Source organism: Streptomyces sp. DSM 118878, from assembly GCF_052936595.1.
Genome location: NZ_CP193622.1, coordinates 4,273,973 through 4,287,342, shown reverse-complemented (window position 1 = coordinate 4,287,342; position 13,370 = coordinate 4,273,973). Strand labels below are relative to the sequence as shown.

The window sequence follows — 13,370 nt, the reverse complement described above, 5'->3', positions numbered from 1 at the left end:
GCCGGGTCATTTACACCCTTGTGGGTGACTTGGCGGCAGACTGGGGTGTCGTAGCGTTCCTGGCGTGATCGAGCCGTCGGTACCGTTGCCGGTCTCGCCCCGGGCGGGACGTTTCTTCGTCCTCGTGGGCGTGTTCGTCTGCGCCGCCTGCGGACTCGTGTACGAACTCGAACTGGTCGCCCTCGCCGCGTACTTGATCGGCGATTCGGTCACCCAGGCCTCGGTCGTGCTCTCCGTGATGGTCTTCGCGATGGGCATCGGCTCGCTGCTCGCCAAGCGGCTGCGGTGCCGCGCCTCCGCCTCGTTCGGCTTCCTGGAGGCGACCCTCGCCCTGGTCGGCGGATGCAGCGCCATGGCGGTGTACGCGGCGTTCGCGTGGACCGGCGACGAGGGCGAGGCGTGGGCGGGCGGCTCGCGGCTGCTGCTCGTCGCGTTCTCCCTGGTCATCGGCATCCTCATCGGCGCCGAGGTACCGCTCCTGATGGTGCTCATCCAGCGCGTCCGGCGCCAGGAGGCGAGCGGCGCCGTCGCCGACCTCTTCGCCGCCGACTACGTGGGCGCGCTGGCCGGCGGCCTCGCCTTCCCGTTCCTGCTGCTCCCGGTGTTCGGCCAGCTCACCGGTGCCCTGTTCACCGGGGCCGTCAACACCCTCGCGGGCGGCGCGCTCGTCCTCGGCCTCTTCTGGCGCGACCTGAGCCGGCGTGCCCGCTGGGTGCTGCTCACGGTCAACGTCCTGGTCCTCTCCCTGCTCGCCACGGCCGCCGTCCTCGTCGACGACTTCGAGCGGGCCGCGCGACGGGCGGTGTACGGCGCCGATGTGCGCGTGGCCGTCCAGACGGACGTGCAGGAGATCGTCCTCACCGGCGGCGACCGGCGCTCCCTCGACCTCTACCTCGACGGACGGCTGCGGATCAGCGGCCGCGACGAGCACCGCTACCACGAGGGGCTCGTCCACCCGGCGATGAGCGGCCCCCACCGGCGGGTGGTGGTCCTCGGCGGCGGCGACGGTCTCGCCGTGCGCGAGGTGCTGCGCCACCGCGGGGTGCGCCGCGTCGACGTCGTCGAGCTGGACGCGGGCGTCGTCGACCTGGCGCGGCACGACCCGGCCCTGAGCGCGCTCAACGGCCACGCGTACCGCGACCGCCGGGTGCGGGTGGTGATCGCTGACGCCTTCCGCTGGCTGCGTGCCGCGCGCGGCTCGTACGACGTGGTGATCTCCGATCTGCCGGACCCGGGCATCACGGCGAGCACGAAGCTGTACTCCCAGGAGTTCTACGGCCTCGCCACCCGTGTCCTGGCCCCCGGTGGCCGGATCTCCGTGCACGCGGGGCCCGTGACGACCCGGCCGCGGGTCTTCTGGACGGTGGAGACGACGCTGCGGGCGGCGGGTCTGCGGACCGTGCCGTACCAGGTGGGAGGCCGCCGGTCGGGGTTTGCCGCGGGCCCCGACCGCACCTCGGAGGGGGTGCGGGCGGCGCGCGACTGGGGCTTCGTGCTCGCCTCGCGGGCGTGCCCCGCGCCGGCCGGCGCCGAGCGGACGGCGGTGGTGCGCGCGGGCGCCCGCGAGGTGCGGCGGACCAGGGTGCCGGACCTGGTGGCGTCCACCCTGGTGCGTCCGCGTTACGCGAACTGACGTATCCGCTGCGCCGAACCGGCGCACATAGGGGCGGGTGCGTGGGTAGGCTCGATTGTCATGGAGCATGAGGTGTTCGTTCCGGTTCCGGCGACGCGTCTCCGGCAGGTCCTCGCAGACCCCGAACGGGTCGCCGGGGCGGTGCCCGGGCTTCAGCGCGACGCCGACGACGCGGCGGGTCCGCTCTCCGGACGCCTGAAGGTGCGCGTCGGCGGCCACTCGATCACGTACCGCGGGTCGGCGAGCATCCACACCCGCGGCGACGGGACGTACGCCATCGAGGGCGAGGCGACCGAGGCGCGCGGTTCCGGTTCCGTCCGGCTCTCCCTGACCGTACGGATCGAACCGGCCACGGCCGGGGCGAACCTCGTCTTCGGCGGGACGGCCGGCGCGGACGGGCGCATCATCGAGGAGAACACCCCCCAGGCGGTCGAGTCGGCCGTGCTGCGGCTCCTCGACCGGTTCGCCGAGGGGCTCGCGGCGGCGGCGCCCGCGGACTCGGGGCCGCCGCGGGACGCCGCGGCAACCGGCGCCGACGCGGGCGGGGAGACGGACCGGGACGAGGGTCTGGACGACGCGCTGGACGCGCATGACGCCGACGACGCGCACGACGCGGACGACGTGCTCGACCTCGCCGACGCGCTCGACCTCGACGACCTGGACGAACTGACCGAGCTGGACGACGCGGACGGGCCCGAGCGGCTCGCCGAGATGGGTGACGTCGAGGACATCGACGTACCGCCCGCCGAGGCCGCGCACGCCCGCCGCACCATGATCGGCCGCAGCGCCGAGGAGGTCGACCACGCCCCGCCCCGCGGCCGGTACGCCCCCGCGCCCGCCCCCGAGGCGCTGTCGGCGGGCGCCACGCTCCGCTGGGCGGCGCCCGCGGCGGCCCTGGCGGTGGCTTCGGCGATCGTGGTCGGAAGGGCCCTGCGCCGCCGCCGCTGAGCCCGCACGCCGTAGGGTCGCCACCGTGAGTACCAAAGACGTGACCCTGACCGCGGGAGACGCGGAAGTGACGGTGCAGCCGGGCAACGGCTGCCGCATCGGAAGCCTGCGCATCGGCGGCGTCGAGCTGCTGCGGCAGGGGCAGAAGTACGGCTCCTTCCCCATGGTGCCCTGGTGCGGCCGGATCAGGGACGGCCGGTTCCGCGACGGGGCGGTGGTCCACCAGATGCCGCTGAACTCCCCGCCGCACGCCATCCACGGCTTCGCGCGGGACGCCGAGTGGCGCACGGCCCGCGTGTCGGACACCGAGGCCGTCTTCACCTACGACCTCGCCGACCCCTGGCCCTACCCGGGGCGCGTCACGCAGATCGTGGAGCTCGCCGAGGAGTCGCTGACGCTGCGCCTCGGCATCGAGACGTACGGCGACTCCTTCCCCGCGCAGGCGGGCTGGCACCCGTGGTTCAACCGCTCCCTGGAGGGCGGCGGCGGTCCCGTACGCATCGACTTCACCCCTGCCTGGCAGGAGGAGCGCGGCGCCGACCACCTGCCGACCGGCCGGCGGATCGACCCGGAGCCCGGCCCCTGGGACGACTGCTTCGGCATGCCCGACGGCGTCGACGTCACGCTGACCTGGCCCGAACGGCTCGAAGTCAACGTCACGAGCCGTGAGCAGTGGGTCGTCGTCTACGACGAGCAGGCCGCCGCGGTGTGCGTGGAACCGCAGACCGGTCCGCCGGACGGGCTCAACACCACGCCCCGCCTGGTGACCCCGATCGAGCCCCTGGAGACGTCCACCACGTGGACCTGGCGACGGCTTTAAGCTCTTAGGCATGACTGACGTACGCGGCGAGCTGCTGCAGCAGATCAAGGACAAGGCCGTCGTGCACGGCAAGGTGACGCTCTCCTCCGGCCTGGAGGCCGACTACTACATCGACCTCCGCCGGATCACCCTCGACGGGGAGGCCGCCCCGCTGGTCGGCCAGGTCCTGCTGGACCTCACCGCGGACCTCGACTTCGACGCGGTGGGCGGCCTGACCATGGGCGCCGACCCCGTCGCGGGGGCGATGCTGCACGCCTCCGCCGCGCGCGGCAGGCGCCTGGACGCCTTCGTGGTCCGCAAGGCCGCCAAGGCGCACGGCATGCAGCGCCGCGTCGAGGGCCCCGACATCAAGGGCCGCCGCGTCCTGGTCGTCGAGGACACCTCCACCACCGGCGGCTCACCGCTGACCGCCGTCGAGGCCGTCCGCGAGGCGGGCGCCGAGGTCGTCGGCGTCGCCACGATCGTGGACCGCGCCACCGGCGCCGGCGAGAAGATCACCGAGGGCGCGGGGGTGCCGTACCTGTTCGCGTACTCCAAGGACGACCTGGGCCTGGACTGACGACGGCCTGGGTCCGGACTGACGTCCGAGTCCGGTCCGGCGGCCGAGTCTGGAAGGATGGGGGCGACAATGTCGTCGCCCCCAGGTCAGGGTCAAGCAGCACAGCACCCACCCGCACATCACAAGGAGCGGACACATGCCCATCGCAACTCCCGAGGTCTACAACGAGATGCTCGACCGGGCGAAGGCAGGCAAGTTCGCCTACCCGGCCATCAACGTGACGTCCTCGCAGACCCTGCACGCCGCGCTGCGCGGGTTCGCGGAGGCCGAGAGCGACGGCATCATCCAGATCTCCACGGGTGGTGCGGAGTTCCTGGGCGGCCAGTACAGCAAGGACATGGTGACCGGCGCGGTCGCGCTCGCCGAGTTCGCGCACATCGTCGCCGCGAAGTACGACGTGACGGTCGCGCTGCACACCGACCACTGCCCCAAGGACAAGCTGGACACGTACGTCCGTCCGCTGATCGACGTCTCCGCCGAGCGCGTCGCGCAGGGCCGCAACCCGCTCTTCCAGTCGCACATGTGGGACGGCTCCGCCGAGACCCTCGCCGACAACCTGGCCATCGGCCAGGAGCTGCTCGCCAAGGCCGCCGCCGCGAAGATCATCCTTGAGGTCGAGATCACCCCGACCGGTGGCGAGGAGGACGGCGTCACCCACGAGATCAACGACGAGCTGTACACCACCGTCGACGACGCGATCCGCACCGCCGAGGCCCTGGGCCTGGGCGAGAAGGGCCGCTACCTCCTGGCCGCCTCCTTCGGCAACGTGCACGGCGTCTACAAGCCGGGCAACGTCGTGCTGCGTCCGGAGCTCCTGAAGGACCTCCAGGAGGGCGTCGGCTCGAAGTACGGCAAGACCTCACCGTTCGACTTCGTCTTCCACGGCGGCTCCGGCTCGACCGCCGAGGAGATCGCGACCGCCCTGGAGAACGGCGTCGTGAAGATGAACCTCGACACCGACACCCAGTACGCGTTCACGCGGCCCGTCGCCGACCACATGTTCAGCAACTACGACGGCGTCCTGAAGGTCGACGGCGAGGTCGGCTCGAAGAAGACGTACGACCCGCGCACCTGGGGCAAGCTGGCCGAGGCCGGCATGGCCAAGCGCGTCACCGAGGCCTGCGCGAACCTGCGCTCCACGGGTACGAAGCTGAAGTAACCCCGCGCTGCGCGGGTGCGCGGCTGAAGCGGTACCCCGCGTTCCACGCGTGCGAAGGCCCCGGGTCGGTGACCCGGGGCCTTCGTCGTACGGGCATGCCGCAGACTTGGTCCCATGGCCATTCACAAGGATCTCCTCGGGGGACCGCCCCCGACCCATCTGCCCGACGACCCGGAGCCGCGCGAGCTCCTCGCGAACGGCGCCGACCCCGCCGACGTCGCCGCGAAGTACCCGACGTCCTCGCTCGCCTGGGCGCAGCTCGCCGACGCGGCGTTCGAGCGGGGCAGCGTCGTCGAGTCGTACGCGTACGCCCGTACGGGATACCACCGGGGGCTCGACTCCCTGCGCCGCAGCGGCTGGAAGGGCCACGGGCCCGTGCCGTGGGAGCACGAGCCCAACCGCGGCTTCCTGCGGGCCCTGCACGGCCTCGCGCGGGCCGCGCAGTCCATCGGCGAGCAGGAGGAGTACGAGCGCTGCGCCGGCTTCCTGCGCGACTCCTCGCAGACGGCGGCGGAGACGCTGGGTTAGTTCCAGCGCTCGGGCGGGCCCGCGGCAGCACACCGCGGGCCCGCGGGCCGTGACTAGTGCAGCGTGCCGAGCAGCCCGGCGTCGTACGGCGCCGCCTCGGCCAAGCGGCCGGAGACCGCCTTGTCGGCCCACTCGGGGTCGCTGATCAGCGAACGGCCCACCGCGATCACGTCGAACTCCTCCCGCTCCATGCGGTCGAGGAGCAGGTCGATGCCGGTGGACACGGACTCCCTGGCGAAGCCCTGCGGGCCCACGAACTCCTTGTCGAGGCCGACCGAGCCGACGGACAGCGTGGCCTTGCCGGTGAGCTTCTTGACCCAGCCCGCGAGGTTGAGGTCGTCGCCATCGAACTCGGGGAGCCAGTAGCGGCGCGTGGAGGCGTGGAAGGCGTCGACGCCCGCGGCGGCCAGCGGGGCGAGCAGGGCGTCGAGTTCGGCCGGGTCCTCCGCCAGCTTCGCGTCGAAGGCGTTCGCCTTCCACTGGGAGAGGCGGAAGATCACCGGGAACGTCGGCGAGACCGCCGCGCGCACCGCCTCGACGATCTCCCGGGCGAAGCGGGTGCGGGAGGCGAGGCCGCCGCCGTAGCCGTCGGTGCGGCGGTTGGTGCGGCCCCAGAGGAACTGGTCGATGAGGTAGCCGTGGGCGCCGTGCAGTTCGACGCCGTCGAAGCCGATCCGCTCGGCGGCGGCCGCGCTGTCGGCGAAGGCGCCGATCACCGCGTCGAGGTCCGCGCCCGTCATCGCGTGGCCCTTGGCCTCGCCGTCGAGGCCGAGGCCGGAGGGGCCCGCCGGGGGTGCGGAGGGGATCGGGCCCTGGCCCTCGTCGCGGGTGGCGCCCACGTGCCAGAGCTGCGGGACGATGCGGCCGCCGGCCGCGTGCACGGCCTCGGCGACCCCGCGCCAGCCCGCGAGCGCCGCGTCGCCGTAGAAGTGCGGGACGCGGTGGCTGCTGCCGGCCGAGGGGTGGTCGACGTACGTGCCCTCGGTGACGATCAGGCCGACGCCGCCGGCCGCGCGGCGGGCGTAGTACCGCGCGACGTCCTCGCCGGGCACGCCCCCCGGCGAGAACTCGCGGGTCATGGGGGCCATGGCGATGCGGTTGCGCAGGGTGAGGCCGTTGATGTCGAAGGGGCGGCCGAGGACGCGGGCGGCCCGCTGGGCGGCTCCGGCCGTCGCTGCCGTCGCTGCTTCCGTCGCGGCTTCCGCTGTCGCTTCCGTGGCTTCCGTCGCTTCCGTGGCTTCCATGCGGCCCTCCAGGGCTCTGGTGCGAAGGTCTTCGTGGTCATTCTTCGATCGGCACTGACAGCACCGTAACGTCTTTGGCCATGTTGATGCGAAGGCGGGTACCGTGAAGGGCATGAACCGGCCCGCGTCCGAGCGTTACTGCCTGACCCCCGCGCCCGGCGGCCTCGTCCTCGTCCAGGAGCTCCTGAACACCGCGCCCGCCGACCGCTTCGCCCTCGCCGATCTGCCCGACCTGCTGGCCGACGGCTCGCTCGGCGTGGCCCAGGAGTGGGCCGACCAGGCGATGCGCGACTGGGCAAGGGAGACGGGCAGGGCCGGCGTACAGCTCGTGCTGACCGATGACGACCTGCCCCAGCTGCGGTGCCTGCGGGACCAGGTGCGGCGCGCGCTCGCCGCGGGTGGTGGCGGTGAAGGCGCGGCCGGTGGCGGCGAAGGGGCGGTGCGCTTCGCCTCCGCGCCGGTCGTCGTCGGGCTCGCGGGCGACGGCACCCTCACCGTGGAGCCGGAGGGCGCGGGCGCCCGCTGGCTGGCCTCCGCGGTCCTCGCCGAGGCGCTGCTCGCGCAGGCCTCGGACGTCTGGCGCCGGCTGAAGATCTGCCGCAACGCGCCCTGTTCCGCCGCGTTCTACGACCGCTCCCGCAACAACAGCGGCGTCTGGCACTCGGTCCGCGGCTGCGGCAACGCCGCCCACCTGCGTGCCTGCCGGGAGCGCCGCCGCAGCCGGGCGTGAGTACCTCCGCGATCCGAGGAAAGCGGCGTAGGGCGTTAGGTGCTGTCCGGCAGGGATCGCCTTGCCGATTCGGGGAAAGTTACGGAGGATTCCGGTGGGGACCGGGGCCCCCGTGTCGGTAACGGCAGGGGCGGACCGCTACCCGGAGTACGTATCGAGGAGACAGCGATGTCCCCAGAGACGCATGAGACGTCCAACGAGACGCAGGCGTCCATCCAGGTGCAGGCGTCCACTGAGCCGCACGAGGCCGAGGCGCACGAGGCCGAGAGCCCGAACCTCGACTTCGCGGGTACCACCCCGTACGAGGACTACGTCCAGGCGGACGTCCTCACCCACCTCCAGCACCTGCGCTCGGACGACCCCGGCGAGATGGTCTTCCTGGTCACCACCCAGGTCATGGAGCTGTGGTTCACCGTGATCGTCCACGAGTGGGAGACCGCCGCGCAGGCGCTGCGCCGGGACGACGTACCGGTGGCCGTCGCCGCGCTGAAGCGCAGCATCCGCGAGCTGGAGGCCCTGAACCACTCCTGGACCCCGCTCGCCCAGCTCACGCCCGCGCAGTTCAATTCCTACCGCGGCGCGCTCGGCGAGGGCTCGGGATTCCAGTCCGCGATGTACCGCCGCATGGAGTTCCTGCTCGGCGACAAGTCGGCGTCCATGCTGGTCCCGCACCGGGGCGCGCCGCGCGTGCACGCCGAGCTGGAGAAGGCGCTGCACGAGCCGAGCCTGTACGACGAGGTGCTCAGGCTGCTCGCCCACCGCGGCCACGCCATCCCCGCCTCGGTCCTGAAGCGCGACCTCTCCCAGAGGTACGAGCCTTCGGCCGAGGTCGAGGCCGTGTGGACCGAGCTCTACTCCGGCGACGAGAGCAGTGACCTCGCCCGGCTCGGTGAGACGCTGACGGACGTCGCGGAGCTGGTCTGGCGCTGGCGCAACGACCACCTGGTGGCCACCCGCCGCGCGATGGGCTCCAAGACGGGCACGGGCGGCTCGGCCGGTGTGGCCTGGCTGGAGAAGCGCGCCACGAAGAACGTTTTCCCCGAGTTGTGGACGGCGAGGAGCCATGTCTGATCTGCGGAGCCAGGCCGAGACCCTGGACGCCGAGGACCCACTGGCCGACAAGCGGAGGGCCTTCGTCCTTGACGACTCGGTCTATCTGGACGGCAATTCGCTGGGCGCCCTGCCCGCGCACGTCCCGGCCCGTGTCGCCGACGTCATCGAGCGGCAGTGGGGCGAGCTGCGCATCCGCTCCTGGGACGAGAGCGGCTGGTGGAGCGCGCCCGAGCGTATCGGCGACCGCATCGCCCCGCTGGTCGGCGCCGCGCCCGGGCAGATCGTGGTCGGCGACTCCACCAGCGTGAACGTCTTCAAGGCGCTGGTCGCTGCGGTACGCATGGCGCGCGACACGGACGGGGGCGCGTCGGACCGCGACACGGACGGGGACGCGTCGGACCGCGACACGGACGGGGGCGCGCCGGACGGGGGGCGCGACGAGATCCTCGTTGACGCCACGACGTTCCCCACGGACGGCTACATCGCGCAGTCGGCGGCCCGCCTCACCGGCTGCCGCGTGATCCCGCTCGCCCCGGCCGAGGTGCCCGCGGCGCTCGGCCCGCGCACCGCCGCCGTGCTGCTCAACCACGCCGACTACCGCACCGGGCGCCTGCACGACCTGCCCGGTCTCACGGCGGCGGCACACGCGGCGGGCGCCCTCGTCGTCTGGGACCTCTGCCACACGGCGGGCGCGCTGCCGGTCGGCCTGGACGAGCACGGCGTGGACCTCGCGGTGGGCTGCACCTACAAGTATCTGAACGGCGGCCCCGGTTCACCCGCGTACCTCTATGTCCGCCAGGAGCTCCAAGAGCGCTTCGACTCGCCGCTGCCCGGCTGGAACTCGCATGCCGAGCCCTTCGGGATGCGGCCCGGCTTCGAGGCGGCGGACGGCGTCACGCGCGGGCGCGTCGGCACCCCCGACATCCTGTCGATGCTCGCCCTGGAGGCGGCCCTCGACGTCTGGGACGGCGTCCCGGTCGAGTCGGTGCGGGCCAAGTCGCTGGCCCTGACCGACTTCTTCCTGAGGTGCGTCGAGGCGTACGTGCCCAAGGGCCTCGTGGAGTCGCTGACGCCCGAGGCGCACGCCGAGCGCGGCAGCCAGGTCGCGCTGCGCTGCCAGGCGGCGGGGGACGTCATGAAGCGCCTGATCGAGCAGGGCGTGGTCGGCGACTTCCGCGCGCCCGACGTGCTGCGCTTCGGCTTCACCCCGCTGTACGTCTCCTTCGCCGACGCCGAGCGGGCGGCCCGCGTCCTCGCGCTGACCTTGGAGACGCGACAGACGTGACAGACGTGACTGACGTGACACCGGGGCTCGTGACACCGGGGCCCGGGCCGGGCTGATAACGTCCGGCGGATCTTGCTCCCGTCCCTCCGCGCCCTGGAGGGACGGGGGCGCCCCCGCAAGACGTACTGCTGTGGAGAGGTTGCCGCCATGCCGGACGACGCCGCCGTGGCCCGCGATGCCGCCGAGACCGAAGCCGCCTTCTCGCACCCCGCCGTGGAGCCGGACGCCACCGCCGCGTACGGCGAACACCCGGACCAGGTCATCGACTTCTACGCGCCCAGGGGCGACATGCCCCGCCCCGCGCCGCTCGTCGTCGTCCTGCACGGCGGTGCCTGGCGCTCGCCCTACGACCGCAAACACCTCACGCCGTTCGCGGACTTCCTCGCACGCAGGGGCTTCGCCGTCGCCAACGTCGAATACCGCAGGGGCAGCCCCATCCCCGCCCAGGGCGGTACGGGGCCCGTGGCCGGGCGCTGGCCGGAGACCTTCGACGACGTGGCCGCCGCCCTCGACGCCCTGCCCGCGCTCGTCCGCCGGACGATGCCGTCGGCCGACCCGCGCCGCATGGTCCTCACCGGGCACTCGGCGGGCGGCCACCTGGCGCTCTGGGCCGCCGCACGGCACGTGCTGCCCGCCGACGCGCGGTGGCGCACCGAACGCCCTGCCCCGCTGCGCGGCGTCGTGGCGCTCGCCCCGATCGCGGACTTCCGCACGGCCGAGGAGCTCGACGTCTGCGGGGGCGCTGCCGCGCAACTCCTCGGCGGCAAGGACCGGTTCGAGGAGCGCCTGCCCTACGCCGACCCGGCGGCGCTCCTGCCGACCGGCATCGCCACCACCGTCGTGCAGGGCCGCACCGACATCACCGTGCCGCACGCGGTGGCCGAGGCGTACGCGGACGCGGCGGCCGGGGCGGGCGAGGTCGTGGGCCTGACGCTGCTGGAGGACGTCGGTCACTTCCCGCTGATCGACCCGGCGGCGGACGCGTGCGCGGTGGTGGCGGAGGAGATCGCCCAACTGGCCTTCTGAGGGCTTCTGAGGTCTTCTGAGGCCTTGTGGTGTACGCCCCGGGGTGGCGGCGCGGGCCCTGGGGGAGAACCCGAGGGATACCCGTAATACCTGAGAGCTACGCGGTAGCTGTATACCCCAGTGTGATGTGGGCGACGGCACCTGATCAATAACTTCCCTGCCATGGACGCGAGTCGGAAACCGGCCCGCGCTGCGGAAGGGAATCGACCGATGAGTATCCGGACCGGGCGGCTGCGCCGCACCCTGCTGGCCGTGGGCGTCGCGGCGGCCGTGGTGTTCCCGCTCTCGGCAGCCGCGCGCCCGGAGATCCCGGCGCCCGAGCCGGCCGCCCTCGGCCACGTCACGGCCGATGAACTGCCGCGGGTGTACGCGGCGAACCGGGCGAACGCCGCGGAGGCCGCCCGCATGGCCGGGCGGTACGGAGCGAAGGACCGGGCCGGGGTGCTGCGCGCCATGGCCTCGCCCGGCCGGCGGTTCCTCACCTTCGACGGGCGGGGCGCGGGGCGTACCGCGGAGGTCTTCGGCGACCTGGCGGGCGCGCGGAGCGTCGCCGTCCTGGTGCCGGGCTCGGACACGTCCCTGGACTCGTACGGCAGACTCCGTTCCGGAGCCCGTGCGCTCCATGACGAGCTGGGCGCGGGCACGGCCGTCGTGGCCTGGCTCGGGTACGAGACGCCGGGCACGGTCAGCCCGGCCGTGCTGACCACGGGGCGGGCGGAGGGGGCGGCGCCGGACCTGCGGTCCTTCGTGGCCACACTGCACGGCATCAACGCCCACGCGCGCGTGTCCCTGCTCTGCCATTCGTACGGCTCGGTGGTGTGCGCCGGTGCCGCCTCGGGGCCGCGCGGTCTCGACGCCGCCGACATCGTGTTCTACGGCAGTCCGGGCACGGGCGCCGACAAGGCCTCCGACCTGCGCACCCCGGCCCGGATCTGGGCGGGCAGAGGCGCGGACGACTGGATCGCCGACGTGCCGCATGCCGACGCCGGCCTCTTCGGCACGACCTTCGGCTTCGGCACCGACCCGGTCTCCGACGACTTCGGCGCACGCGTCTTCGCGGCGGGACCCGGCGGCCACAGCGACTACCTCGCACCCGGTTCCGTCCCGCTCGGCAACCTCGCCCGCATCGTGCGCGGCGAAGCCCCGGAGGCCCCCCATGCGTGATCTCGTACGCGGCCCGCTGCACCGCCTCTCCCGGTCCTTCGGGGACATCGACGCCGCGACACCACCCGGCAGGGACCGTGCCGTCGACGCCCTGCGGGCCATCGCGATCCTCGGGGTCGTGGGCGGGCACTGGCTGGTCACCGCCCTGGTCTCGGAGGGCGGGGTGCTGCACGCGGCGAGCCCCCTGGGGCCCATGCCGTGGCTCGCGCCGATCTCCTGGGTCTTCCAGACGCTCGCCGTGTTCTTCCTGGTCGGCGGGCATGTGGCGGCAAGGAGTCACGCGGCGGCACGAGAGCGCGGCACCGGTTATCGGCAGTGGCTCGCGGCGCGGCTCGGGCGCCTCTTCCGGCCGGTGGCGGCGGTGCTCGCGCTATGGACGGCGGTCGCGGCGGGCCTCGTCCTGACGGGCTCGGACCCGGACACCGTGCACACGCTGGTGAAGCTGGCGCTGTCGCCGCTCTGGTTCCTGCTGGTCTTCGCGGTGCTCACGGCGCTGACCCCGCTGGTGGCGCGGCTCAACCCGCTGTGGCCGCTGGCCGTCGTCCTCCACGTGGACCTCGTCCGGTTCGGTCTCGGCGGGCCCGCCTGGCTCGGCTGGATCAACCTCGCGGCGGGCTGGCTCGTGCCCTACACCCTGGGCGCGGCCTGGACGCGGGGCGAGCTGTCGCGGCGCTCCGGGTGGGTGCTGCTCGTGGGCGGGGCGGCGGCGACGGCGGGTCTCGTCCTCCTCGGCGGATACCCCGCCTCGATGGTCGGCGTCCCCGGCGAGGCGCTGTCCAACCTCAACCCGCCCACCCTGGCGGCCGTCACCTTCGGCCTCGCCCAGTGCGGCCTGGCGCTGCTGCTCCGTGAGCCGCTGCGCCGCCGGCTGCGCGCGCCGGCGGCCTGGGCGGCGGTGGCCCTGGTGAACGTCTCCGCGATGACGATATTCCTCTGGCACCAGACGGCTCTGATGGCGGTCACCGCGCTCGGCCTGCTCGCCGGCGCCCCACTGCCGGGCCTGCACACGGTGCCGGACGGCGCGGCGTGGGTGGTGGCGCGGCTCGCCTGGCTGCCGGTGTTCGCGGTGGGGCTCGGGGTGTGCTGGGTGGCGTTCCGTGCGCATGAGCAAGAGGACCGGAAGGGCGGGAAGCGCGGGGGCCGTTCGCGGATCGTGGCCGCCCACGGCGGGGGCCGCGCCGGGGCACGGGAGAGCGAGGCGGTGCGACGTGCCTAGGGTTG

At 73.5% G+C, this 13,370-nt stretch carries 13 protein-coding genes; 12 read left to right on the top strand and 1 reads right to left on the bottom strand.

Annotation, left to right across the window (positions count from 1 at the left end):
* Positions 1–64 precede the first annotated feature (64 nt).
* From ACRAKF_RS19055 to ACRAKF_RS19030, 6 genes are all read left to right on the top strand, one after another.
* Positions 65–1,633: a polyamine aminopropyltransferase gene (locus ACRAKF_RS19055; RefSeq protein WP_447038364.1), complete on the top strand. Its 1,569-nt coding sequence runs from the start codon at positions 65–67 to the stop codon at positions 1,631–1,633.
* A 60-nt stretch (positions 1,634–1,693) separates the two neighbouring features.
* Positions 1,694–2,581, top strand: coding sequence for a carbon monoxide dehydrogenase subunit G (locus ACRAKF_RS19050; protein WP_447038363.1), 888 nt, complete (start codon positions 1,694–1,696; stop codon positions 2,579–2,581).
* A 25-nt stretch (positions 2,582–2,606) separates the two neighbouring features.
* A complete protein-coding gene (locus tag ACRAKF_RS19045; protein ID WP_447038362.1) occupies positions 2,607–3,401 on the top strand; it encodes an aldose epimerase family protein in 795 nt (264 codons plus the stop codon).
* A 10-nt stretch (positions 3,402–3,411) separates the two neighbouring features.
* Entirely contained in the window at positions 3,412–3,960 is a 549-nt protein-coding gene (gene pyrE / locus ACRAKF_RS19040) for an orotate phosphoribosyltransferase (RefSeq protein ID WP_358709961.1), read from the top strand.
* Positions 3,961–4,096: 136 nt separating this feature from the next.
* Complete coding sequence (gene fbaA / locus ACRAKF_RS19035; RefSeq protein ID WP_447038361.1) at positions 4,097–5,119, top strand: class II fructose-bisphosphate aldolase; 1,023 nt, start codon at positions 4,097–4,099, stop codon at positions 5,117–5,119.
* 114 nt (positions 5,120–5,233) lie between these two features.
* Positions 5,234–5,647: a DUF3151 domain-containing protein gene (locus ACRAKF_RS19030; protein ID WP_447038360.1), complete on the top strand. Its 414-nt coding sequence runs from the start codon at positions 5,234–5,236 to the stop codon at positions 5,645–5,647.
* Positions 5,648–5,700: 53 nt separating this feature from the next.
* Here ACRAKF_RS19030 and ACRAKF_RS19025 read toward each other — a convergent pair whose 3' ends face one another.
* Positions 5,701–6,891: an NADH:flavin oxidoreductase gene (locus tag ACRAKF_RS19025; protein WP_447038359.1), complete on the bottom strand. Its 1,191-nt coding sequence runs from the start codon at positions 6,889–6,891 to the stop codon at positions 5,701–5,703.
* A gap of 112 nt (positions 6,892–7,003) precedes the next feature.
* Between ACRAKF_RS19025 and ACRAKF_RS19020 the strand changes: the two genes are divergently transcribed.
* From ACRAKF_RS19020 to ACRAKF_RS18995, 6 genes are all read left to right on the top strand, one after another.
* Positions 7,004–7,621, top strand: a complete 618-nt coding sequence (locus ACRAKF_RS19020; protein WP_447038358.1) for a CGNR zinc finger domain-containing protein — start codon at positions 7,004–7,006, stop codon at positions 7,619–7,621.
* A 168-nt stretch (positions 7,622–7,789) separates the two neighbouring features.
* Positions 7,790–8,692 carry a tryptophan 2,3-dioxygenase family protein gene (locus ACRAKF_RS19015; RefSeq protein ID WP_447038357.1) on the top strand — a complete coding sequence of 301 codons (903 nt, stop codon included), beginning with the start codon at positions 7,790–7,792 and terminating at the stop codon, positions 8,690–8,692.
* Positions 8,685–9,959, top strand: coding sequence for a kynureninase (locus tag ACRAKF_RS19010; RefSeq protein WP_447038356.1), 1,275 nt, complete (start codon positions 8,685–8,687; stop codon positions 9,957–9,959). The genes ACRAKF_RS19015 and ACRAKF_RS19010 overlap by 8 nt, the downstream gene beginning before the upstream one ends.
* 147 nt (positions 9,960–10,106) lie before the next feature.
* Complete coding sequence (locus ACRAKF_RS19005; protein ID WP_447038355.1) at positions 10,107–10,985, top strand: alpha/beta hydrolase family protein; 879 nt, start codon at positions 10,107–10,109, stop codon at positions 10,983–10,985.
* Positions 10,986–11,195: 210 nt separating this feature from the next.
* A complete protein-coding gene (locus tag ACRAKF_RS19000) occupies positions 11,196–12,149 on the top strand; it encodes an alpha/beta hydrolase (protein ID WP_447038354.1) in 954 nt (317 codons plus the stop codon).
* Positions 12,142–13,365, top strand: a complete 1,224-nt coding sequence (locus ACRAKF_RS18995; RefSeq protein WP_447038353.1) for an acyltransferase family protein — start codon at positions 12,142–12,144, stop codon at positions 13,363–13,365. The genes ACRAKF_RS19000 and ACRAKF_RS18995 overlap by 8 nt, the downstream gene beginning before the upstream one ends.
* Positions 13,366–13,370 lie beyond the last annotated feature (5 nt).

Coding starts and splice junctions, on each gene's coding strand:
- ACRAKF_RS19050 (WP_447038363.1), top strand. CDS start 1,694: ATGGAGCATGAGGTGTTCGTTCCGGTTCCGGCGACGCGTCTCCGGCAG.
- pyrE (WP_358709961.1), top strand. CDS start 3,412: ATGACTGACGTACGCGGCGAGCTGCTGCAGCAGATCAAGGACAAGGCC.
- fbaA (WP_447038361.1), top strand. CDS start 4,097: ATGCCCATCGCAACTCCCGAGGTCTACAACGAGATGCTCGACCGGGCG.
- ACRAKF_RS19030 (WP_447038360.1), top strand. CDS start 5,234: ATGGCCATTCACAAGGATCTCCTCGGGGGACCGCCCCCGACCCATCTG.
- ACRAKF_RS19025 (WP_447038359.1), bottom strand. CDS start 6,891: ATGGAAGCCACGGAAGCGACGGAAGCCACGGAAGCGACAGCGGAAGCC.
- ACRAKF_RS19020 (WP_447038358.1), top strand. CDS start 7,004: ATGAACCGGCCCGCGTCCGAGCGTTACTGCCTGACCCCCGCGCCCGGC.
- ACRAKF_RS19015 (WP_447038357.1), top strand. CDS start 7,790: ATGTCCCCAGAGACGCATGAGACGTCCAACGAGACGCAGGCGTCCATC.
- ACRAKF_RS19010 (WP_447038356.1), top strand. CDS start 8,685: ATGTCTGATCTGCGGAGCCAGGCCGAGACCCTGGACGCCGAGGACCCA.
- ACRAKF_RS19005 (WP_447038355.1), top strand. CDS start 10,107: ATGCCGGACGACGCCGCCGTGGCCCGCGATGCCGCCGAGACCGAAGCC.
- ACRAKF_RS19000 (WP_447038354.1), top strand. CDS start 11,196: ATGAGTATCCGGACCGGGCGGCTGCGCCGCACCCTGCTGGCCGTGGGC.
- ACRAKF_RS18995 (WP_447038353.1), top strand. CDS start 12,142: ATGCGTGATCTCGTACGCGGCCCGCTGCACCGCCTCTCCCGGTCCTTC.